The following is a 21,392-nucleotide window of genomic DNA, read 5'->3' on the forward strand; positions in this document are numbered from 1 at the left end:
GCCGATGTAGGCGCTTAAGCGCCAGTCGATTTGGCCGTTCTATTTATTTTAAGCAAAAAAAGCGCCGCGCTCAACCCTGAGGGCCGGCGAGGCGCCGATATGGATCAGGCCGGAAAATATTCCTTCCACCGCTTGTCCACGAGCTGCACGATATCTTCTCTCGGAAACAGCTCGTCCGGATAGCCGGGCTTCATGCGGGCATCGATCACGAGCGGCAGCCCGTACCGGATATGATGGCGGCCCTGCTCGCTCACGGCGTAAATATCCTGCGCCGGATTAAAGCGCGTAAACGTGGTCCACAGGAACGAGGACTCGCCTTCCGCCATGTCGGCATCGTCCGCCAGCACGACGAGCGGCCATTCGCAGCCGGACTCCGCAAGCTGAACGGACAACCGCTCGGCCAGCTGCGGATCGCCCGCGTAGCTTGCTCCCTGGACGACGAGGCAGCCCGGGCAGAACGGCTTCAGCCGGTCGATTCCCGGAATGAGACCGCCCGTATATTCGGAAGGAAGCTTCCGGATCGGCTCCCCGATGCCCAGCATTACCGCCTTGCTGCCGTGATTGAGCCGCGGGCCGGTGTAATCGAGCGTATCGTGCGAAGTGTTGTCGAAAATATACAAATCCCTCTGCGGATCGAACCGTTCCAGCACGGTGGACAGCAGCAGACGGAAATTCTCCAGGTCGACATCCCGGTCGGTCAGCATCAGCACTTTCGTAAGCGACAGCTGCCCTTGGCCGAGAATGCTGAACGCCGTTCCCATCGCTTCGCGCGAATAGCTTTCCCTGACGACGGCCGAAGACAGGGCATGGAAGCCCGTATCCGCGTATGTCCACAGGCTGCGGACGCCCGGCATGACCATCGGGAACGCGGGAGAAAGCAGCCGCTGCAAAAATTCGCCCAAATAATAGTCTTCCTGGCGCGGCTTGCCGACGATCGTCGCCGGGTAAATCGCATCCTTGCGGTGCCAGACGTGATCGACGTGCAAAACCGGAAAATCGTGCTGCAGCGAGTAATAGCCGTAATGGTCCCCGAACGGGCCTTCCGGACGGCGCTCGAACGGGAGCAGGCGGCCGGAAATGACGAATTCCGCTTCCGCCGGAATCCGGTGCCCGCCCAGCGGATCTTCGGCCATCGGCAGCTTGCTGCCCATGATGAGCGACGTCAGCAGCAGCTCGGGCAGGTTTTCGGGGGCCGGCGCGATCGCGGAGGCGATAAGGGCCGGCGGCCCGCCGAGAAACACCGTCACCGGCAGCGGCTCGTTGCGCTTCTCGGCCTCGCTGTAATGGAAGCCGCCCCCGCGGTGAATTTGAATGTGCATGCCGGTCGTTTTTTCGTCGAAAATTTGCATCCGGTACATGCCGAGATTGTGCTTCTTCGGATGTCCCGGCTGCTCGGTGTACACGAGCGGCAGCGTAATGAAAGGCCCGCCGTCCTCCTGCCAGCTCGTCAGCGCGGGCAGCCCCTTGAGCGGCTGCTCGGTCCGGGAGACGCCCAGCACCGGAGCGGCGTCGCGGCTCGTTTTGCGCAGGCCGATCTTCATCAGGTCAAACAGCATGTCCTTCTCCTGCCACAGCGCGGCCGGGGTCGGCGGCAGCAGCTTGTCCAGCGCGCCGACGAGCCGGTTCATCAATTGCTCCGGCCGGGGACCGAACGCGAGGTCTACCCTGCGGCTTGTCCCGAACATATTCGTCACGACGGGGAAGGAGCTTCCTTTTACGTTCGTGAACAGCAAAGCCGGGCCCTCCTCCTGGATGACCCGACGATGGATTTCCGCGATTTCGAGGTAAGGATCGACAGGCGCCTCGACGATCGCCAAATCTTTCTCCTTGCGCAGCACGTCCAAGAACGGCCTAAGCGACGAAAAACTCATGAATTCACCCTCCAAGCGGCGTTAGCGGCGGGACAGTTGATAAGCCCGGACCGCCAGCAAGCATAAAGCGTTGAACAGAATGCAAATGATGATCGTATGGAGCAGAGCGGTAAACACGTACACGTCTTCGTTATGCAACGTGACGGTAAGCAGCCAGCCGCTTAAAATTTGCGCGACGACCAGTCCGAGCGCCGAGGCGGCGATCCCGTTCAGTTCGCGGCTTCCCGAAGCTTTCCGGACGTACAGGAACATGGCGACGATCGCGAAAAACAAAAGGACGGCGGCCACGCGGTGGATAAAGGCCGGAATCGTCGCCCCGGTCAGTTCCGGCACGATTTCGCCGTTGCAGAGCGGCCAGCCGATGCATCCCCCGGCGGTGCTCGTATGCCTTACGTACGCCCCGATATAGACGACGACGTAGCAGTACGCCATGACGGCCAGAACCCATTTATAGAGCGCGGCGGGAACGCGGGCGGCGCCTGTTCCGAGATGAACAGCCGCCGGATTCGGCTCTCCTTCCGCTTGCGCTTTCTCGTATCTTTTCGCCCACGCGTACAACAGCCAGGTGAACGAAAACGCGATCATCGAAATGCCGAAATGAATCGCCATCACGGCGTCGGACGTCGGCCAAATGACGGCCATCATCCCCAGAATCGCCTGGACGACCGTGAACGCCAGCGCTCCGCCGGAGTACCACAGCGCTTCGCGGCTTCGCGGACGCATCATAAACGCAAAAACAAACGTAGCGAGAACGAGCAGTCCTTCGATGCCGGTGACGAACCGGTGCGAATACTCGATCATCGACTCCAGCGTATAGGCCGGAATGAACTTCCCGTGGCACAGCGGCCAATCCGTTCCGCAGCCTTCGCCGGAGCCGGTATTCGTAACGGTGACGCCGGCCAGCAGCACCAGCAGCATCCCGATGCAGGACAGCAGCGACAATATTCGAAATCTTTTTGCGGTCATGGCCATCCCCGGTTTCATTGTGAAAGTTAGCTCAAAATAGCCAACCTCATTATACCGAACCGCGTTTCACAATACTATGTTTAAAGTATGACGATTTTATAGCGGGACGGCGGCTGCCTTGGAAAAATGGCTTTTGTTGTCATGAAATCGCCTTTATACGGGTCACAAAATCGCCATTATTCGCCATTATATCTCATATTGCGCAAAAAAGCGCCCTCTCGGGCGCTTTCGTTGCCTGCTCCTTATACCGACGCGGACAGACTGTCCGAAACGGCAATCGCTCGATCGAGAAACAGCTCGATCTCTTCCCGCGTCTTGCGAAGCTTGCTGACGAACCGAACAAGCTCCTTGCCTTCCCGGAACGCGATGAAGCTCGGGATTCCGAGAATGTTCAGCTCGAAGCAAAGGTCGGCCAAATCGTCGCGATCGATTTCGATAAACGCGATGCGGCCGGCGTACGCCGCTTCCACGTCCGGCATGAAGGGATCGATGAAATGGCAGTCCTTGCACCATGTCGTCTTGAATACCGCAACCGTCAGCCCGCTGCCGCCGACCGCCTCGCGAAACTCGGCCTCTTCCCTGATTTTGCGCATAACCTCCGTACCTCCTTCGAAAATCTCCGGTTATCGTACGGTCATTATACGCCTTCGGACGTTTTTCTACAAATCCCTTTCGATCACCATCCAGCGGTCGTATTCGTCGTAGCTGTCGTCGAACGAATACGTCGCCCCGAGCTGTCCGAGCAGCTCGTCGGCAGGGGCATAGGCGACGCCGTCCAGGGCGATGACCGGATGGAGCCAGGCGTCGGATTCCCCGTTAACGGTAATGGCGGCCGATCCCAGCTCGAGCGTAATATCCTGGTACGTCGCCTCGTCATAAAAGTTGATCGAGCGGGCCGCATGGTCGTAAATCATGACGTCGCCGAAGCCCGTCAGCGTTTCCCGAACCGGCACGTACAGCACTCCGGCTTCGTCATAGAAGTAGACGTCCGGCCAGTAGGAGCTCAGCCACACTTCCTGGTCGTCGATTTCCAGCTCGTTCTTCAGCAGATCGTACGCGACCGAATCCGCATCGAACGTGCGCAGCAGCCGGATCGGCTGCATCGTCTCCAACTCCTCTTCCGTCAGCGCGTTGCGGGGAACCCGGATTTCCGGAATCGAGACGTCCCCGTTCACCGTCCATTTCTCTTCGTCGTAGCGGAGCGCGATCCCGACGAGGGGAACGGCTTCGTCCGCAAGCGCGGTCGTATCGATGCGCGCCTCTCCCGAAAGCTTGCGGATTTGCAGAGACGAATCGACATAAACGTCGGCGGAAATTTTCGTGCCTTTGTTAAACAAACGGTCCCAGCCGAATTCTTCGTCCGTTTTCGCCAGCTCGAGCTCTTGCCGGGCCTCCTTGAGCGAATCGATCAAAGCCCGGATTTCCGCGTCGATCTCGGCGTCGGTCAACGGAGCCGGGGTCGCGTAATCTTCCCACTCCTCGTCCAGCCATTCTTCTTCATCGAGCCATTCGTCATCCGCTCCTACCTCGTCATACCCTTCCTCGTCGTACCCTTCCTCGTCGTACCCTTCTTCGCCGGCCCACTCTTCTTCCGTTCCGAATTCCTCTGCCCATTGCCGCTCCATTTCCGCGTACCACAACGCTTCCGCTTCGGCAGTCATGGCATAAAACTCCTTCAGCAACGCGCGAAGCCCTTCCTCGTCCGCCAAAATCGAATCGAGGAAAGCCGGAATCATTTCGCCCAGTTCCCGGCCGTCGAGCTCGGCGTGGAGATGGGAAACGTCCGTCGCGACGCCGTTGATCGGAACCGACGTCCGCTTCACCTCGATATCCGACGGATTCGGGAAATGGCCGATCGCGTAGGATGCGGCTTTCTTCGCCAACTGTTGAATATGCCCGGCGATCAAATCCGGCTGCATTCCCCCGAGGCTCAACCCTCCATAGCTTTGCAAATCGATCGCGATCGGCCGTTTCGCCCCGCCGATTTCGATCAGCATCGTCTTTTGGTCGCTTTGAACCGCGAACGGAATGTCCCCCTTTCCGAGGGAAAGGATACCGTTAGCCGACACCCTGCCGTCGTCCGTCTGCTTCAGACTGTTCAAGCTAAGCTTGATTTCGCTAATCCATTCCAGCATCCGCAAAGACGCTTCGTCCCACCCGGCGAGAGCGTCCCGATCCCAGTCCAACGAAAGCTCGAACGTACTGCTCGATTCGGATGATGTCACATCCAATTGGTTGACGATCGCCTTGTTCACGTCAAGTCCGCCGACGGACTGGCAGCCGGCCATGACAAGCAGCAAGAGTCCCGCGAGCAGGCTCCCCATCCGTCTCATGCGCCATTTTTTCATGCGTCACGCTCCCCGGTAAATTCCCATCAAAGATGCCTTGGGTAAACAGTTATTTCGACACGCAAATTGGAAATCCTTCCAATAGAGGCGCGTTTTCAAATGGAGGATGGTTCATGGCAAAGGAGTGGCTGGAAGCGATCCGGCATCTGGCGGAGGGCATGGCGGCCAAAGCTTCCGGGTGGCGGCGCTCGGCGGAGCTGACGAGACCCCGGGAGCCGCTGAAGATTCGGAGGGAGTCCGTCGAGTGGACGGTAGAAGCGCTCAAACAGGAGCAGTTTCGGAAAAAAAGAGGAGAGTCGACCGTGCTGTTCGGCGAAGAAGGGGAACGGGTCAGGCGGATCGCCGCCGAAACGGAGTCGCTGAACCGCAACAACGTGACGCGGACGAAGGCGTATGCGGATTTATTTTTTCAATTTCCCGAGCTTCACTGGGCGCTGCTCGCTCATCTCGTCTCCCGCAACGGCGGCTGGAATATGACCGACTTGAAGGGCGAATGGCTGCCGCGGCTGCTCCCCGAAGCCGCCGTCGAATCGACGTTCCATCTGCTCGAATCGTGCAACGCGATGATTTTTCGGGACGCCTATCCCCAGCTTCGGCTCTATGCGGAAAGCCGTCTTGCGGGACGCGGCCTGTTCGCGCTGCTTCCCGCTTTCGGCGTGTCTGCCTTTATGGCGCCGTTCTGGGAACGTTTCTGGATCGACCGCGATCCGGTTCCCTTGACGGTGGCGCTCGTCGTGAACGAACAGAACGTCATCGAACACCGTATCGTGCGGGATCCGAAGTATCGGGATAAAGTCGTCGAATCGCTGCCGTTCCGCAGCCAGCCGCTGCTGCAGCTGAACCAGATCGTGTTTCCGCTCGGGCCAATGGGCGAACGGCTGGCCGGACGCGTGCTGGAACGGTTCGATTCGCTGGACGAAAGAATCGCCTTCGGAAAGTGTCTGTACGCCATGCTGTTCGCTTGCCCGCGCATTCGCGACGGCGCGATCGATTTCGCGCGGGCGGTTCCCCATACCGGCTCCCGCGCGGATTATTGGCCGCATGCGTTCGCCGCGCAAAAAAAAGGCATCCGCCCCGAAACGCGCGGGCAAGATGCCGAACGTGCGGAAGGGCCTCCTTGGCTGAGTCCCCGGCTGGAGGAAGCTTGGGCGGACCGCCCGCTCGGTCCCGTGACCGAAGGCGATTGGTTCCAGAGCCTGTCCGTCCTTCACGCTTTCCGGCATTTGCGCTGCCCTCTCCTCGTCGACATGACGGAGGAGCATCTGCTCGGCCAGCGCAAGCTTCAGACGGCGGCCCTTGCGGCGGAGAAGCTGCAGCCGCAGCTTTAGGCGTCCGCTCCGCTTCGCGCCTGTTTTTTCCGCAGGCGCATGAACGGCTTCAGCAGCTTGCGCAGCTTCGCCGGATAGCTGTCGAGATCTTCGGAGCGGACGACGCCGAGCGCCGCGAGCAGCAGCGGATAGGCGCCGCAGACGACCGCGCCGGTCAGCCCCGCGGCAAGCAAGTACGGCCACTTCCAGCCGAGCGGCTCGAACCATTCCAAGGCATAGTGCGCGAGCGCCCAGCCGGCGGCGGCGAGGACCGCCACGACGCCAGCAAATCCGGGCCAGCGACTGCCCAGCACCTTGACGTCGGCGACCTTGCGAACGGCATGCATATTCCAGGCCGTAATGAAAATGAAGCAAACGCTGGTCGCCGCCAGCAGCCCGTAAATGCCGAAAAACGGAGTCAGCGCGAAGCTGAGCGCGATTTTGACGGCGATGCCGACCAGCGTATGGGTCATGGCTTTGCGCTGAAGGCTCAGGCCATTCAAAATCGAGTTGGACACCATCATCGAAATTTGAAAAATCGTTCCGGCGGTCAGGACCGCGACGATGGCGGAGCCGTCCGGAGAATCAAAAAGCGTGCCGGTGACGGCATACGCTGCCGTAGTCAGCACCAAAACAAGCGGCATTCCGCTAAACACCGCGATGCGCATCGCCAGCGCCGATTGGTGCCGGACTCGTTCGATGTCCCGGGAAGCGAACGCGGACGCGATGACCGGCAGCAAGGACGTGCTCAGCGCGATGGCCAAAATAGGAGGAATTCCGGCAACCGCCTGCGCACGCATGGTCATCCATTCTCCCCACGCTTCGGCAGTCGCGAAATCGTATTTCCACTGGGATAACGGAATTAAAACCGTCTGGTCGAAAGAGTAAATCACCTGTACCGTCATCGCGGTCAGCAAAATCGGAATCGAAGTCCGGAAAATAGCGGCATAAATTTCTTTCGTCCGGGTTAATACCGGCGGTCCGCCGACTTGCGGCTCTTGGGGGGCATGCGCGCGGTCGGGCTCGGCTTTTCGCAGTTTGAACGCGTACCAGAGCATGACCGCAAACGCTCCGACGCTTCCCAACACGCTCCCGAACGCGGCGCCGGCCGCGATATGGCTGTCGTCGTACCCCCAGCCCGACAGAGCGAAGGCCAGAACGATCGCCGTCAGCACGCGGGCGATCTGCTCCACGATTTGCGAGATGCCGCCTGCGGTCATATACTGCCTGCCCTGAAAGTATCCCCGCATGATCGCGATAACGGGAAACAGCAGCAAAGACGGCGCAATCGCCCGAATGGCTAGCGTCGCATACGAAGCATCCGCCAGCCTCGCATACCAAGGCGCAAACAGAAGAAGACCGGCGGTCATGACAACCCCGGCCGCGATGCCGAATCTCAGGGCGGCGCGGTAGATGAGCTTCACTTCGGCTTCGCGTCCGAGCTCCACCCGCTCCGACACCATTTTGCTGATGGCGCTCGGGATGCCTGCGGTAGCGAATACAAGCAAGAGCAGATAAATGTTGTTCGCGTATCCGAACGCCAGGCCTCCCTCTCGGCCCCATAAGTAATCGAGCGGAACCTTTTGAAACAAGCCGAGCGCCCGGGCGACAAGCGCCGCGAGCGCCAGGATCAGAGTACCTTTGATTAGCGAGTCTTTTTTAGGCATTTTAACGTCGTCATCCTAACGGTTCCAATGGTTTGTGATTCCCGCGCACCGGCCTCGCCGAGCCCGACGGGGCCGCCCAGCGGACGCCGTTCGCGATGACGCGGCGCACGAGCGGATGATAATAGGTCGGATACGTCTCGTGGCCGGGACGGAAATAAAAAATTTTGCCTTGGCCGCGCTTCCAGGTGCAGCCGCTTCTGAACACTTCGCCGCCCTCGAACCAGCTGACGAACACGAGCTCGTCCGGGGCGGGAACGTCGAAATGCTCGCCGTACATTTCTTCCGGCTTGAGCTCGAAATATTCGGGCAGCCCCGCCGCGATCGGATGGGCCGGATCGACGACCCAGATGCGCTCCTTCTCGTTCGCTTCGCGCCATTTCAAGTCGCAGCTCGTCCCCATCAGCTTTTTGAAAATTTTCGAAAAGTGGCCGGAATGCAGCACGACGAGCCCCATGCCCTCAAGCACGCGGGCATGGACGCGCTCGACGATGTCGTCGCTTACTTCGCCGTGCGCCATATGCCCCCACCAGATCAGCACGTCCGTCTCGTCGAGAGCCTCCCGCGTCAGCCCGTGCTCGGGCTCCGGAAGCGTCGCCGTACGCACGGAGAAGTTCTCCTCCTGCTCGAGTCCGGCCGCGATCGCGCGGTGGATGCCGTCCGGATAGACGCTCCGAACCTCGTCGTGAATAGGCTCGTGCCTGAATTCGTTCCATACCGTCACGCGAATCATAACGTCGCCTCTTCCTTATGCGGCTACAGGAGCCAGATGATGAACAGCACGATCATGATCAACTGGAGAACGATTTTGGCGACCATGCCGCTGAACAGCCCGATGACGGCTCCCCAGCCGACCTTCAACGAACGGTCGAAGGAGGAGCCTGCGATCAGCTCGCCGATGACGGCGCCCGCGAAGGGGCCGATCAGCAGCCCGAACGCCGGAATAACGAACGGCCCGACGATGACGCCGATCGTGCTGCCGACGACGGACGCCTTGGAGCCTCCGAACTTTTTGACGCCCCAGGCGTTGACGATATAGTCCGCCGCGATCAGCGCGACGACGATCAGCGTCTGAATCGTCCAAAACCAGAAGCCGAACGGCTCGAAAGAGAAGAAGAACCCGTACACGAAAAACGCCGCGAATATCGCCAGCGCCCCCGGCAATACCGGAAAAACCGCTCCGGCCATGCCGAGCGCGAACAGCGCCGCAATGATCAACCAGCCCAAAATGTCCATCCGTCCATCACGCCTTTAGCACATAGTTTTGAATGACTTGCGCGACGCCGTCCTCCAGGTTCGTTCCGGTAACGGCATCCGCGGCGGCTTTGACCTCTTCCTGCGCGTTGCCCATGGCGACGCCGAGCCCGACGGCCTTGATCGCCTCCAGATCGTTCAGGCTGTCCCCGACCGCGACCGCTTCGGACATGCTGTACCCCAGCATGCGGCAAACTTCGGCGATGGCCGTCGCCTTGGAGACGCCTTGCGGATTGATCTCGATGTTGAAGGGCGAGGAATTGCTCAGCTCCAGGCCGTCCCAGGTGCGAATCTCGCTCAATATTTCCGCGAGCTGCTTCGCGTCTTCGGTATAGTAACCGAATTTCAGCCATTCGAGAGCGGCGCAGTCGTCGAGCCATTTCTCCTTGTTGTAAATGCCTTCGGTGGAATACGCCCAAAACCATACGTCCGGGTAGCCGGCGGCCAGGCGGTGCAGTCGTGCGACGATCTCCGCGTCAAGCGCAATGCGGCGATGCAGTTCGTCGGGACTGCGCCAAATCTCGCCGCCGTTGACGAAAATCATCGGGGACGTAAGCCCCAGCTGCTCCACGTAGGGCATTGCCCCCTGCTTCCCGCGTCCGGTGGACACGCAAACCGTAACCCCCGCTTCCGCCGCCTTGCCGATCCATTCCGCGGTCGTATCGCTGATCTCGCTGCGATCGTTGAGCGTCGTGCCGTCCAGGTCGAGAGCCAAAAGCCGATAATGTGCCAAAAAAACGTCCACTCCTTTTGTTTGTCTCTATCCCCGTTCGCCATATTTTAGCATACGAGCCCCGTCATTGCGCGCGAATGGCTTATCGCGCCTCCGAGTTCGCCTGCCCGGTCTGATCGGCGTTCGCGTCGGTCGTCGCGGCCGCCTGTTTTTTCGGCGTTCCCGTCAGGCCGATCTCCTGATCGTACGCGTCGAAAATTTGACGCGCGATCGGCGCGGCGCCCCAGCCGCCGAAGCCGCCTTCCGGCACGACGACGGCGACCGCCAGCACCGGATCCTCGGCCGGCGCGTAGGCGATGAATACGGCGTTTTCTTTTCTCGTTCCCCCGACGTCCTGCTCGGAAGTGCCGGTTTTGCGGTAAAAGTTATAGTCGAAGCCGTCGAAGCCTTGAACGTTTACCTGCGACATTCCTCTTTCGATCGTATCCCAATAGGTGTCCGGCAGCTCAATCGTATTCAGCACTTCCTTCTGATACGACTGCACGACGTTGCCGTCCGTGTCGACGATCCTGTCGACGAATTGCGGCTTGAGACGCTGGCCGTGGCTCGCAAGCGTCGTCGCGTATTGGGCGAGCTGCAAGGCGGTATAGCGGCCCTGCTGGCCGAAGGAAGCGTAGATAAGCGGGGATTGGGCGCCACCGCTTCGTTCCGCTTCTTTGTAATAGTTGATGTCTCCCGCCGACTCGCCGGGCAGGCCGCTCTCCGTCTTGACCCCCAGCCCGAACTGCTTGTTGAACGAATCCCAGATGTCCAGCCCTTCGTCTCCGTCCCGCATATACAAGGCGTTGCCGATCTCCGCAGCCATGAAGGCGTTCGAAGATTTCGCGATCGCGGACCACGGATACAGCAGGCCGTTCGCCTTGCCGCCGCCCGCGTTGCGGACTCTTACCTCGTAGCCTTTGCGGCCGAACTCGAAATAGCCCCGGTCGTTATAAGAGGTGGAAGGCGTGATCAAGCCTTCCTTCAGCCCGAGCAAAATCGTCAGCGGCTTTTGCGTCGAACCGAGGAAAACGAGCGAGGACGGGTGCTTCAGCCGCTCCTCGTACTCCGCATACGGCGCCTGCACCTCGCGGATCGCGCCGTTGCTGATAAAGTACTGAACCTCTTCGTAGTCCTTGCTGCTGATGCCGCCCTGCCACAAATTCGGATCGTAATCCGGCATGCTCGCCATCGCCACGACTTTGCCGGTCTTGACCTCCATCGCGACCGCATAGCCGGTGATCGCATTTTCCGCCCGTTCCGCCTTGTTCGACGAGTTGCGGATTTTCTCGAGATGCGTCGTAATCGCGTTTTGCGTCGCGAGTTGCACGTCTTTGTTGATCGTCAGGTACAGGTTGTCGCCTTTGACCGGCTTCGTCAGCTCCATCGGGCCGACGATCCGGCTCATGTTGTTGACCGGATACGTCTTGAGCCCGTTGCGTCCGCGCAGCACGTCCTGGTACATCAATTCGATGCCGTCGAACCCGACTTCTTCGGAGTCCAAATATTTGAGGGTCGGGTCGTCCTGGTTGTCGTTGATCGTTTTGTACTTGTCGAGCGAGGTCGCGCCGTTGAATTTTTTCATGTAGCCGACCAGCTGGACCGCGACCTGATCCTCGCTGTACTGCCGGATGCTTTCCTCGACGATGTCGATGCCTTTGAACTCGTTGCGGTGCTCGCTGAAATAGGCGATTTCCTTATCGGTCAGATTCGATTTGATCCGCCGCTGCTGGTAGGGCAAATGCACGATGCCCCCGAAATCCATATAGCCGAAAATTTCGTCGGCGGTAAGCGGCTTCTCCGCCGGGTCGCCGTATTGCGCGAACACGGCCGCCAGACTCTCCGCGAGCTTGCGTCCGTCTTCCTCCTTCGTGCCGGGCTCGAACGTGTAATAGAGCGATTGCGTCGAGGTGGAATAGGCGATCGCCGTCCCGGTCGAATCGTAAATGTTGCCGCGGATCGGCGGGATATAGACGTCTCTCGTGGCGATTTTTTGCTCCGCTTCCGCGAGCGACGGACCCTCGACGAACTGAAGATAGGCGAGCCGGACGATGAGCAGCGAAAACGCGAAAAAAGTAACAAAAAAGAAAATGTTCAGCCGAAAGCTGAAATTCCGACGGTTGCGAATTTCCCTCTTCTGGGCTTCTTCCGTCCGATCGTCCGTCATTGCGCTTTCCTCCTGTAGCTCCGATATCTATTTGCGATTGAAAAACCGGAATGCCCCCGATTCGCCGTGTGCGCCCTGCCGCGACGGCACTCGCGGCGCGCGGCGGCTTCCCCCGGTCCCGATAACCCCTTTTTCGAATCGTTTCGCGTCAACTACTCCGGCATCCCTTATACATACGAGATCGGCCCCTGGCGAATATGCGTATCCTGGAAGCCCTCCGGATCGAACCAATCTCCCGAGCTCGCCCATGTGGCGTCGAGCGGCGCCCACCGGTTTTCCTCCTGCAGCCATACTTCGTTCCAGGCGTGAGCCCCGTATCCGCCCTGTCCGTCGTACCCGAGTCCGGTGACGACGCGGACGTCGAGGCCGACGGCCCGGGCCATGGCCGCGTACAATCTCGCGTAATCGATGCAAACGCCCTTTCGGGTGTCGAACGTATCCTCCGGCGTCTGCTCCCGCCATTCGCCGCGTTCCTCGTAAGCTTCCACTTTATCGTAGTCGTAGGCGATGCGGCTGCCCACCCAAGCGTAAAGCGCCCGAGCTTTCGCCTCGTCGCCTTCCGCGCCGGCGGTGACGGAGACTGCCGCTTCCGCGATGTCGGCAGGAAGCTCGGCATCGATGATGTCGTAGCGCTTCTGCCACAGCTGGTCGAGCTCCGTCTGCATGGTCGCGGCGAAGACGGGAAGCTGCTTCGTCAGCAGCGAGCCGGCGGCGGGCTGGATAATTTGCGAAGCCGTCTGTTTGTATAGGCCGGACTGTTGAATGTAGTCCGCATAAGGTCCTTGCGGCCACAGCGAGCAATACGCGAACAGCACGGCCGTCAGCAGCAGCGCGCGGCCGCAGCCCAGCGCCGCGCCGATCAGCCCTCCGATCGCGCGGCTGACGGCGCCCCCGGAAGGCAGAAGGGTGAACGGAAGACCGCCTATTCGCGCGAGCAGCGAGCCGATCAGTCCGAGCGCGACGCGCAGCACGATATAAAAAAACAGCATCAGCAAAGAAAAGCGAAGCAGCGGCAGGGCCCGGATTCCGGCGATCAGCGTAAAGGCGAGCTGGACCCAGGAAGAAGCGTCCGGAAGCGGCTGCCGCCAGCCTCTGGCGATCAGCCAGGCCTGCACGTGAGGGGAAGCCGCTGCGGCCGCCCAGGCGGCTCCTCCTACCGAAAGAAGCGTAAAGGCCGCGCCGGCTACGAATCCGAACAGCTGCCTGGCCGATCCCTTCGCTCCCCGAAGCAGTCCTTGAAGCAAAGAAACCGCCACGATGACAAGCAGCGCGACGGTGATCCAATTGGCGTCTATCCTATTCATGAAGCGGCATGGTCCCGAGCCTGTTCGATGAACTCGCGGACGGCCCCTTCCATATTCCACGTTCCAAGCGAGACGCCTTGAAACTTCACGGAAACTTCTCCGGAACCGGGCGTCCCCGTCAATTCCAGATTCGGCGTCGCGACGGTAAACGTCCCGTCGTCGTTCAGTCTGTATTCGGCCTGCGACGCCTCGCCGGCCATCGCCTTGACCGCTTGATCCTCAAGCGCCTGCGTCACTTTGCTTCCGACTTCCTTCAGGTCGTTGACGCTGTATCCACCGTAAACCGCCAGTCCGACGACGATAGCGGCGACTAACACCCATTTGAGCACCGTTTTGACGAGGTTGATCACGACGATCAGCGCCACGACGGCGATGACGATCAATATCCAGTGGTCGATCGCGAACTGTTTCCACGCCTCCAAATCGAGGTCCATCCCATCTCCTCCATGCCTAGCCTGCATACTCTAGCATCTATTATACGTGCGTTCCGTGCCGCAGTTCAACCCGAGCAAGAGACGAATTGCGCATAGACCGAAAAATCAGCCGGAACGGGTTTTGCCGTCGCGGGACCAAAAGGCTCTGCGGCCCGCTTCCTGCGTTTGAAACAGGTGGAGATGAAGCCATTTCGCCCCCAGCGCGAAACACCCCCAAGCCGCGGGCAAGCAAACGGCGATCGCGAGGATCGTCGCCGCCCATTGGCTATTGCCGATCCCTTGCTCTTTTGCGACCGCGGGCAGCACCCACCGGTTGATCGCGGTCGGCAGAAAGCCGGCGCCGCCGTACAGCGGAAGGAAGAGCGCGGACGTCCAAGCGTTTTTGTACAAAAACGGCCCGATCGCCAAAACAAACGTCATCAGCAAGCTGAAGGCGCAGCAGCAGAACGCCAAGTAGGCGAAGGTTGCCGCGTCCCGGCTCCACGAATCCGACGGCCAGCCGGAGACGGCCCAGCGCGCCGCGGCTCCGAGCGCAAACGCCGCGAACGCGAGCCCGCTTCCCCGCAGCAGCGTTACCCAAACGGCGAGCATTCGGGAAAACAACAGCGTCCGCCGCGCGTAGGGCATGGCCAGCCACCAGACGAGCCGGCGCTGTCCGGCATCGTGCTGCAGCATGACGGCAAGCATGAACAACGGCCCAATGCCCGCAAAATAAAGGATCATGACCGGGAGCACGAACATCGTTTCGCTTTCCCCGAAGGCGAAAACGCCCGCGACCGCGGCAAGGGCGAGCAGCGCGTACCGAACGGCCCGCGCCGTCTTGAGCCTCGCGAAATGGCGGAACCGCGAGCGCTCCAGCGCATACAGGGCGCGAAAGCCGCCCGATGCGCCCGACCGGAAGCGCAGCTTGACGCTCTCATCGCCTCGTTCGGAACTCGATTTCATGCCGGAACGGTAACGGGCCAAATCGGCCATCCCGCGGCGCGAAACGAAACGAATCGTCGCCCGCTTCAGCAGCAAGCCGAAGAGCAAACCTATCCCTGCGTATAAGGCAACCCTATCCGCGGCAAACCATTGCGGCGCAACGTCTGTCGACAGCGCGAGGAGCGGAAACATCCCGAACGGAAGCATGACGATGCAAAAGTACGGAACGGTCAGCCATTGCCGCCGCCCCCGGAAAAAGCCGAGCAACAGAAACCCGAACGTAGTAAAAACAAAGCCGCAAGCCCAAAACAGCGCCAGGTAGGCAAGGGACATGCCGAGCAATTCGTCGCCTCGAGCATGCGTCAACGGGGTTCCGAATAACGTTCTCGAACCAAGAATCTGCAGAACGCTTACCGTCCACAGGCCGAACGACGCGATCGCTTGCGCGGCGTAAGCCGCCGACATTTTCGCGCGCAGCAGTTCAAGGCGGGAATGCGGCATCGCGAGCCACCACTCGCGGAACGGATTTTCCCATATCGTAAGGGACGGGAACAGGGAAAACCCCGTTCCAAGGCAGCAAACGATAAGCGCGCCAAGGGAAAGGAGCTTCTCGGGCGCCAGAGAATTTTGCAGGAAAACGACAGCCAGAGCAAGCAGCAGCGCGTAAGCCGACGCGGCGGTTTTTACGATGCCGGGCTGTACATAGGCGCTCCACTCCAGTTTGAAAAGCGGCATATGCGGCTTCATGCGAACACTTCCCTATAGCAGGATTCGACCGAACGGCCCTCTCTCCGCAGCTCCTCCACTTCGAACGCGCCTTTGACTTTGCCGTCTCCGAGCAGCACGATCCGGTCGAAAATGGACTCCATCTCCCGAATGTCGTGCGTGGCGATCAGAAACGTGCGGAACCCGTCCGCCATGTCCCCGACGACGGCGGAAGCGATGCGTTCGCGGGAAACGAGATCGACGCCGGTAAACGGTTCGTCCAGCACGATGAGCGGAGCCTGCCTGGACAGACAGGTAAGCAGCTGCAATCTCGCTTCTTCCCCCCGCGACAAGGCGCCGATCCGGGCGGCCGGATCGACGGCAAGCTTTTGCGCCAGCTCCCGCTGCCGCGCCCGGTTCCAGTCCGGATAAATGCCGGACGCCAGCTCCAGCCAGTCCGCGACGCTCAGCCAGCCGGGCAGCTGCCCCCTGTCGGGCAGGTACGATACTTGGGCCAGCGTGCGTTCCCCGGCCTTTTGCCCGAACAGCAGCACCTCGCCCGAATCCGGAGGCACAAGACCGGTCAGCATGCGCAGCAGCGTCGATTTTCCCGCGCCGTTAGGGCCGAGCAACCCGCATATGCTCCCTTGCGGAACGTCGAACCCGACTGCTTCCAGCAGCGTTTTTTTCTTCCATTTGGCGCCGACGGCCCGGCAGCGGATCGCGGGAACCGCGGAAAAAACCGCATCGTTCGCATGATGGATGTTCATCGTCATTCCTCCTGTTCGTGAGCCAACTCGATCAATTCCTTCACCGTCAGACCGATCGATGCGGCCGTTTCTTCCAATTGCCGGAACGCTTCCTTCGCGATCCGCTTTCGGGAAGACCGAATCGCGTCCGTATCCCGCGTAACGAACGTGCCTTGGCCGCGGAACGTCACGATGAGCGACAGTCTTTCCAGTTCCTGATAAGCCTTCATCACCGTCGTCGGATTGACCCGGAGGCTTGCCGCCGTGTCCCGGACCGACGGAAGCCTCGCTCCCGGTTCCAGCTTCCCCATGGCGATTTTCGCCCGGATTTGCTCGACGAATTGTTCGTATAGCGGGCGCGAAGGATCGATTTGAAAATCCTGCGGGGACCAGATCCAAAATGGCGGCAACCTTTTCACCGGCTCTCCGTTTCATGATTGTGTAATGTGTATGATGACACGCCATACACTTTTGATCCAAATGTACCACACGACGCCATACACTTGCAACCGGCTTGCGCGATCGGCCAACGAAAACGGGCGGCATATACGGACGAGATCGAACGTACAAGTAGGATAAAACAAGCTTTGGCGATCGAAGGCCCGACCGTGCCGAAATCGCCGGCGGAGGCGAAGCGATTGAAAACCGCGATATGGCTTTATCTGTTTTTGTTCGTGGCCTTTTTCGACCTGCACGCGCAATATCCGATGCTCACCCCGTTTGCCGTATCTCTCGGGGCGGCTCCTTCTTTTATCGGACTCGTCATGGGCATGTACTCGCTCACTCATCTGCCCGGCAACATTCTCGCCGGCTACAGCGTCGACCGGTTCGGAAGCCGCTTGTTCATCGCCGGCAGTCTGACCGGGGCGGGCATCCTGCTGCTGCTGCAAGCGCGGGTCACTGATCCTTGGCAGCTGCTGTACATCCGTTCCGTCAGCGGGTTCGTGCTCGCCTTCCTTTCCCCGGCTTGTTTGGCGATGCTCGCGAGGCTCGCCCGGAACCGCATTCATCAAGGCAAGCTGATGGCCGGCAACGGCCTTGTCCATACGGTCGCGGCCGTCGTATCGCCGGCGGCGGGAGCCTGGATGACCGCCAAAATCGGGTTTGAGACGTCCTTTCTCATTCTCGGCTGGATTCTGCTCGTCACCGGCATCGCTTCCTTGATTTTCGTTCGCGAAGCCAAGCAGCCGTTCGCAGATGCCGCCCCGGCGTCCTCGCCGTCGGGATCGAAAGCAAGCGTATCCCTGTCCCCGTCGAACGCGGAGCCGGCGCCGCTTCCTTCAATGGGCGACAGGCGGTTTCCTTGGATCGTGCTCATTTTGCCGCTTGCGATGTCCTGCTCTCAGGGGATTCTCTCTTTCGAACTGCCGCTCAGCGTGAAATCCGCCGACGAGATGATGACGACCGGCCTGCTGTTTTCCGTTATCAGCCTCGGCTCGCTCGCCACGCTGGCCCTGCTGTTTCTGCAAAAATATTTGCCTTACGCCCGAAGCGTTTGCGGCCTGCTGCTGCTTGCGATCACCTATTACGGCCTGGCGGCGGGATGGCCGTTGCCGATCGCCGTGCTGTTGTTCTCGCTCGGCATGGCCAAAGGGGTCGTCTTCCCGGCCATGACCTCCTTTTTGCTTCAGTTGAGCGGTTCTTCCCGATACGGCAGAACGCTCTCGTTCATGTCGATCGCCTCCTCGATCGGCGCTTTCCTCGGACCGGTCGCGGCCGGAGCCGTCAGGGACTATCTTTCGCCGTATTTTATCGCGTTCGCCGTGCTGATGATCGCGCTGCTCGCGCTTGCGCCCCGGCCGGATTACTCTCTCGGCTGGAACGGAGGAGCCGACGCCAGCCCCCCGGCGGCGGGACATTGAAGAAGCGGGAAAATAGGTGATCGCACACGTCGCCCCAGGGACAGACGCATATGCTGTAGGGCGGCGCGCCTTTTCGGCTTCGCGGGAAGGCGGGCGGCAATAAGCGTTAAAAGCGGGGTGAACGCGGATGTCTCAAATTGCGGATTGCGGCCACGGACATGGACACGGCCATGGCGCCTCGGCGGCCATCGTGCTCGTCCTGTTCGTTCTGCTCGTCATCGTGCTGAGAGCCTGTTGATTTCGTTCGAACGGCGCAAGGCCAAACGTTTCGTTTCGGGATGAGCCGCGAACGCCGGAGCGGTTCATCCCTCCATTTGCGAGGGGACGATCCCGAGCCGCCGGACAAGCTCGCCTTTTCCCCGTTGTGGTACAATAGGAACAAGAGGACGGAAGCGCCGCTCCCGTTCCCGCCTGAAGGGGGTCGCAGCAAATGGATGTCGCCATCATCGTCGAAGGAAAAAACGACAAAAGCCGCCTCGCCCGCGTGCTGTCTCCCGAAATTCCGATCTACTGCACCTTCGGCACATTGAATACCGAGCGGATCGAATCGCTTCGCAAGGCGGTGCGGGATCGCCAGGTGTACCTTTTTACCGACCCGGACGCTTCCGGCCGGCGAATCCGGGGCATGCTCAGCGACGTATTTCCCGACGCCGAGCATATTTACACGCGTCGAGGCTACAACGGGGTCGAAGGGACCCCGGAAGAATATTTGATTCAGCAGCTCGAAAAAGCCGGCCTGGAACAATACATCGTTTACCCCCCTCCCGCCGAATGGCCGGAGTGAAACGAATGCTTTAACTGCTTACGACTTTTTGCGTTTAGCGGGTTGAGATGAGTTAAATCTACCCATCTGAGCACCGACACGCGCCTATACCCGGCTGAGATGAGTAAAATCTACCCAACTGAGCGCCGACACGCGCCTATACCCGGCTGAGATGAGTAAAATCTACCCAACTGCGCGCCAACACGCGCCTATAACCGGCTAAGATGGGTAAAATCTACCCAACTGAGCGCCGACACGCGCCTATACCCGGCTGAGATGAGTAAAATCTACCCAACTAAGCGCCGACACGCGCCTATACCCGGCTAAGATGAGTAAAATCTACCCAACTGAGCGCCGACACGCGCCTATACCCGGATGAGATGAGTAAAATCTACCCAACTGCGCGCCGACACGCGCCTATACCCGGCTAAGATGAGTAAAATCTACCCAACTTAGCGCCAAAACGTGCGAACTACGGGTAGCCAATTCACCATATCCGCAACAAAAAGGGCTGCCCGAGGCCGAAAAGCCTTCGGACAACCCCTCTTCTTCGCCGCCCCCGAATTTACAGCAGCGTTTTGACTTGCTCGTACAGCGCGTCCGCATCCAGATCGCCCGGATTTCCGTTCGCGTCCGGCGAAATATAGCTGCGGATCTGGCCTTTTTTGTCGACCAGCACGACGAGGTTCGAATGGCCGAAGTCCCCGTTTTGATCCTTCACGACCATGAGGCCGTACTCTTGCGCCAAATCCCAGATCGGCTGCTCCTCGTCGCCGCGGAGGAATTTCCAGCCGGCATAGTCGGCGTTGAATTTGTCCCCGAACGCGCGCAGCGCTTCCGGCGTATCGCGCAGCGGGTCGATCGTAATCGACAAAAATTCGACCTTGTCCCCGAAATCTCCGTCCGCCTTCAGCTTCTCCTGCACTTGGGAAAGCATGAACGTCGTCGGAGGACAGACGTCCGGGCAGTTGGAGAAGAAGAAATACACCAGGCGAACCTTGCCGTCGAGCTCGCTCATCGTCACCGCTTCGCCGTCGATGCTTTGCAGCGTGAAATCCGCCGCTTCGCCCTGAACCGGAAGGTCGCTGCCTTTCATGGAATCCCACAGCAGATAGCCGCCGAGCGCCAGGCACAGCGCCAGCAGCACCATCGGAAACGCGTACCGGCGGGCGAACGATTTTTGCGTTCCTACGGTAGGCGCCGAAGGCCCATTCGCTCCGGTTCCGGCCGTTTCGGCGGTTTCGGGGGTTGCATTTTCCAGTTTGTCGGACGGTTCGCCCTTGAATTCGCTCATCTTCGCTTAAGCTCCATTCGTGTCGAGAATCATCGCCAAAAACATAATCAGCAAATAGTTGACGGAAATCAGAAAGTCGGCCTTCGCCCATTTCTCGGTGTCTTTGGCCCGAAAGCCGGACAGCGCGTGAAGGAGCCAAGCTCCGACGATGACGACCGATAAAACGAGAAAAACAACGCCTACGTACCCGTACGTATAAAGGAAGACCGAAGCGACCAGCAGCAGGGCGATATACGGAACCATTTGCAGCTTCGTCCGCTCGATGCCTTTCACGACCGGAAGAACGGGAAATCCCGCTGCGCGGTACTCTTCGACCCGCCGGATCGCGAGCGACCAAAAGTGGGGAGGCTGCCACAGAAACAGAAGCGCGAACAATATCCAGGCTCCCGCGTCCACCTGGCCGGTCACCGCGCAATACCCGATGACGGGAGGCATCGCCCCCGATACCCCTCCGACCGAGGTGCTCCACGTCGAGCTTCGTTTCAGCCACATCGTATAGATGACGACATAAACGAATATCCCCAAAATCCCGAGCCAGCCGGTCAGCGGATTGACGAGCCCGAACAGGACGGCAAGCCCCGCGATTCCCAACACGACGCCGTACCCGAGCACGAATGAAGGCCGCAGCCTGCCGGTCGGGAGCGCCCGGTTCCGGGTTCGCTCCATTTTCGTGTCCATTTCCCGGTCGAGATAGTTGTTAAACACGCAAGCGGACGCCATCGTCAGCGTCGAACCGATAAGCACCCAGACAAGCAGCATCCAGTCCATCTCCCACCGGGAAGCGACCCAAAAACCGCCGAAAGCCGCAAATAAGTTCAACCGGATGATGCGCGGCTTGGTCAGGGCCACAAGATCTTTAAGCACGGAGCTCCTCCTTCGAGAATGAAAAGCCGCAAGCGACCGCCATTTTTCCATTTTTAATGATACCTTATAAGTCAAATCATTGACAACGATTCCGCCGTCAAAGTTCATGAATTTGCCATTGCCCGGCGGCCCGCGAAGCTCTTGTATTCCTTTTCGCCGAAGATGTCACACTTTTGGGCGCTTCACAATACATTGTAGAGTGAC

General features: G+C 59.8%; 20 protein-coding genes. 4 read left to right on the plus strand and 16 right to left on the minus strand.

Annotation, left to right across the window (positions count from 1 at the left end):
• Positions 1 to 104: 104 nt before the first annotated feature.
• From B7E11_RS10345 to B7E11_RS10360, 4 genes are all read right to left on the minus strand, one after another.
• The gene (locus tag B7E11_RS10345; protein WP_080834073.1) at positions 105 to 1,871 is read right to left on the minus strand and encodes a UbiD family decarboxylase; all 1,767 of its coding nucleotides are present in this window, start codon (positions 1,869 to 1,871) and stop codon (positions 105 to 107) included.
• Between the two features lie 21 nt (positions 1,872 to 1,892).
• Complete coding sequence (locus tag B7E11_RS10350; protein WP_139787142.1) at positions 1,893 to 2,837, minus strand: COX15/CtaA family protein; 945 nt, start codon at positions 2,835 to 2,837, stop codon at positions 1,893 to 1,895.
• 242 nt (positions 2,838 to 3,079) lie between these two features.
• Positions 3,080 to 3,430 carry a thioredoxin family protein gene (locus tag B7E11_RS10355; protein ID WP_080834075.1) on the minus strand — a complete coding sequence of 117 codons (351 nt, stop codon included), beginning with the start codon at positions 3,428 to 3,430 and terminating at the stop codon, positions 3,080 to 3,082.
• A 66-nt stretch (positions 3,431 to 3,496) separates the two neighbouring features.
• Complete coding sequence (locus B7E11_RS10360) at positions 3,497 to 5,185, minus strand: stalk domain-containing protein (protein ID WP_080834078.1); 1,689 nt, start codon at positions 5,183 to 5,185, stop codon at positions 3,497 to 3,499.
• Positions 5,186 to 5,298: 113 nt separating this feature from the next.
• Here B7E11_RS10360 and B7E11_RS10365 point away from each other — a divergent pair, with 113 nt between their 5' ends.
• Positions 5,299 to 6,513 (plus strand): DUF2515 family protein, encoded by a 1,215-nt coding sequence (locus tag B7E11_RS10365; protein ID WP_176220683.1) that lies wholly within the window; start codon positions 5,299 to 5,301, stop codon positions 6,511 to 6,513.
• On the opposite strand, the gene B7E11_RS10370 is transcribed toward B7E11_RS10365, so the two are convergent.
• The 10 genes from B7E11_RS10370 to B7E11_RS10415 form a co-directional block, all read right to left on the minus strand.
• Complete coding sequence (locus tag B7E11_RS10370) at positions 6,510 to 8,159, minus strand: putative polysaccharide biosynthesis protein (protein ID WP_080834083.1); 1,650 nt, start codon at positions 8,157 to 8,159, stop codon at positions 6,510 to 6,512. The two genes, B7E11_RS10365 and B7E11_RS10370, sit on opposite strands and share 4 nt — an antisense overlap.
• Positions 8,160 to 8,169: 10 nt before the next feature.
• Positions 8,170 to 8,889 carry a ThuA domain-containing protein gene (locus tag B7E11_RS10375; RefSeq protein ID WP_080834085.1) on the minus strand — a complete coding sequence of 240 codons (720 nt, stop codon included), beginning with the start codon at positions 8,887 to 8,889 and terminating at the stop codon, positions 8,170 to 8,172.
• Positions 8,890 to 8,912: 23 nt separating this feature from the next.
• Positions 8,913 to 9,392 carry a DUF456 domain-containing protein gene (locus B7E11_RS10380; RefSeq protein WP_080834087.1) on the minus strand — a complete coding sequence of 160 codons (480 nt, stop codon included), beginning with the start codon at positions 9,390 to 9,392 and terminating at the stop codon, positions 8,913 to 8,915.
• Between the two features lie 7 nt (positions 9,393 to 9,399).
• Complete coding sequence (locus B7E11_RS10385) at positions 9,400 to 10,143, minus strand: Cof-type HAD-IIB family hydrolase (protein WP_080834089.1); 744 nt, start codon at positions 10,141 to 10,143, stop codon at positions 9,400 to 9,402.
• A gap of 82 nt (positions 10,144 to 10,225) precedes the next feature.
• Positions 10,226 to 12,289 carry a peptidoglycan D,D-transpeptidase FtsI family protein gene (locus B7E11_RS10390; RefSeq protein WP_080834091.1) on the minus strand — a complete coding sequence of 688 codons (2,064 nt, stop codon included), beginning with the start codon at positions 12,287 to 12,289 and terminating at the stop codon, positions 10,226 to 10,228.
• Positions 12,290 to 12,456: 167 nt separating this feature from the next.
• Positions 12,457 to 13,593 carry a transglutaminase domain-containing protein gene (locus B7E11_RS10395; protein WP_080834094.1) on the minus strand — a complete coding sequence of 379 codons (1,137 nt, stop codon included), beginning with the start codon at positions 13,591 to 13,593 and terminating at the stop codon, positions 12,457 to 12,459.
• Positions 13,590 to 14,027: a hypothetical protein gene (locus tag B7E11_RS10400; RefSeq protein WP_080834096.1), complete on the minus strand. Its 438-nt coding sequence runs from the start codon at positions 14,025 to 14,027 to the stop codon at positions 13,590 to 13,592. The genes B7E11_RS10395 and B7E11_RS10400 overlap by 4 nt, the downstream gene beginning before the upstream one ends.
• A gap of 105 nt (positions 14,028 to 14,132) precedes the next feature.
• Entirely contained in the window at positions 14,133 to 15,698 is a 1,566-nt protein-coding gene (locus B7E11_RS10405; RefSeq protein WP_080834098.1) for a hypothetical protein, read from the minus strand.
• Complete coding sequence (locus B7E11_RS10410) at positions 15,695 to 16,426, minus strand: ABC transporter ATP-binding protein (protein WP_080834101.1); 732 nt, start codon at positions 16,424 to 16,426, stop codon at positions 15,695 to 15,697. Before B7E11_RS10410 ends, B7E11_RS10405 begins: the two co-directional genes overlap by 4 nt.
• Before the next feature lie 2 nt (positions 16,427 to 16,428).
• Positions 16,429 to 16,815, minus strand: a complete 387-nt coding sequence (locus tag B7E11_RS10415; protein WP_245809673.1) for a GntR family transcriptional regulator — start codon at positions 16,813 to 16,815, stop codon at positions 16,429 to 16,431.
• Between the two features lie 228 nt (positions 16,816 to 17,043).
• Here B7E11_RS10415 and B7E11_RS10420 point away from each other — a divergent pair, with 228 nt between their 5' ends.
• The 3 genes from B7E11_RS10420 to B7E11_RS10425 all read left to right on the plus strand — a co-directional run bounded on the left by B7E11_RS10420 (position 17,044) and on the right by B7E11_RS10425 (position 19,051).
• On the plus strand, positions 17,044 to 18,267 hold the full coding sequence (locus B7E11_RS10420) for an MFS transporter (RefSeq protein ID WP_080835420.1): 1,224 nt from the start codon (positions 17,044 to 17,046) through the stop codon (positions 18,265 to 18,267).
• Between the two features lie 127 nt (positions 18,268 to 18,394).
• Positions 18,395 to 18,505 (plus strand): sporulation protein YjcZ, encoded by a 111-nt coding sequence (locus B7E11_RS28900; RefSeq protein ID WP_139787143.1) that lies wholly within the window; start codon positions 18,395 to 18,397, stop codon positions 18,503 to 18,505.
• 192 nt (positions 18,506 to 18,697) lie between these two features.
• Entirely contained in the window at positions 18,698 to 19,051 is a 354-nt protein-coding gene (locus B7E11_RS10425; RefSeq protein WP_080834106.1) for a ribonuclease M5, read from the plus strand.
• Between the two features lie 544 nt (positions 19,052 to 19,595).
• Here the strand turns inward: B7E11_RS10425 and B7E11_RS10430 are convergent.
• Entirely contained in the window at positions 19,596 to 20,324 is a 729-nt protein-coding gene (locus B7E11_RS10430; RefSeq protein WP_176220684.1) for an SCO family protein, read from the minus strand.
• Positions 20,325 to 20,330: 6 nt separating this feature from the next.
• A complete protein-coding gene (gene cyoE, locus B7E11_RS10435) occupies positions 20,331 to 21,239 on the minus strand; it encodes a heme o synthase (RefSeq protein WP_080835426.1) in 909 nt (302 codons plus the stop codon).
• Between the last annotated feature and the right edge of the window lie 153 nt (positions 21,240 to 21,392).

The organism is Cohnella massiliensis (assembly GCF_900169535.1).
Lineage (GTDB): Bacteria > Bacillota > Bacilli > Paenibacillales > Paenibacillaceae > Cohnella > Cohnella algarum.

Coding starts and splice junctions, on each gene's coding strand:
- B7E11_RS10395 (WP_080834094.1), bottom strand. CDS start 13,593: ATGAATAGGATAGACGCCAATTGGATCACCGTCGCGCTGCTTGTCATC.
- cyoE (WP_080835426.1), bottom strand. CDS start 21,239: ATGGAAAAATGGCGGTCGCTTGCGGCTTTTCATTCTCGAAGGAGGAGC.
- B7E11_RS10430 (WP_176220684.1), bottom strand. CDS start 20,324: ATGAGCGAATTCAAGGGCGAACCGTCCGACAAACTGGAAAATGCAACC.
- B7E11_RS10390 (WP_080834091.1), bottom strand. CDS start 12,289: ATGACGGACGATCGGACGGAAGAAGCCCAGAAGAGGGAAATTCGCAAC.
- B7E11_RS10400 (WP_080834096.1), bottom strand. CDS start 14,027: ATGGACCTCGATTTGGAGGCGTGGAAACAGTTCGCGATCGACCACTGG.
- B7E11_RS10350 (WP_139787142.1), bottom strand. CDS start 2,837: ATGACCGCAAAAAGATTTCGAATATTGTCGCTGCTGTCCTGCATCGGG.
- B7E11_RS10380 (WP_080834087.1), bottom strand. CDS start 9,392: ATGGACATTTTGGGCTGGTTGATCATTGCGGCGCTGTTCGCGCTCGGC.
- B7E11_RS10410 (WP_080834101.1), bottom strand. CDS start 16,426: ATGAACATCCATCATGCGAACGATGCGGTTTTTTCCGCGGTTCCCGCG.
- B7E11_RS10375 (WP_080834085.1), bottom strand. CDS start 8,889: ATGATTCGCGTGACGGTATGGAACGAATTCAGGCACGAGCCTATTCAC.
- B7E11_RS10355 (WP_080834075.1), bottom strand. CDS start 3,430: ATGCGCAAAATCAGGGAAGAGGCCGAGTTTCGCGAGGCGGTCGGCGGC.
- B7E11_RS28900 (WP_139787143.1), top strand. CDS start 18,395: ATGTCTCAAATTGCGGATTGCGGCCACGGACATGGACACGGCCATGGC.
- B7E11_RS10370 (WP_080834083.1), bottom strand. CDS start 8,159: ATGCCTAAAAAAGACTCGCTAATCAAAGGTACTCTGATCCTGGCGCTC.
- B7E11_RS10345 (WP_080834073.1), bottom strand. CDS start 1,871: ATGAGTTTTTCGTCGCTTAGGCCGTTCTTGGACGTGCTGCGCAAGGAG.
- B7E11_RS10360 (WP_080834078.1), bottom strand. CDS start 5,185: ATGAAAAAATGGCGCATGAGACGGATGGGGAGCCTGCTCGCGGGACTC.
- B7E11_RS10425 (WP_080834106.1), top strand. CDS start 18,698: ATGGATGTCGCCATCATCGTCGAAGGAAAAAACGACAAAAGCCGCCTC.
- B7E11_RS10405 (WP_080834098.1), bottom strand. CDS start 15,698: ATGAAGCCGCATATGCCGCTTTTCAAACTGGAGTGGAGCGCCTATGTA.
- B7E11_RS10365 (WP_176220683.1), top strand. CDS start 5,299: ATGGCAAAGGAGTGGCTGGAAGCGATCCGGCATCTGGCGGAGGGCATG.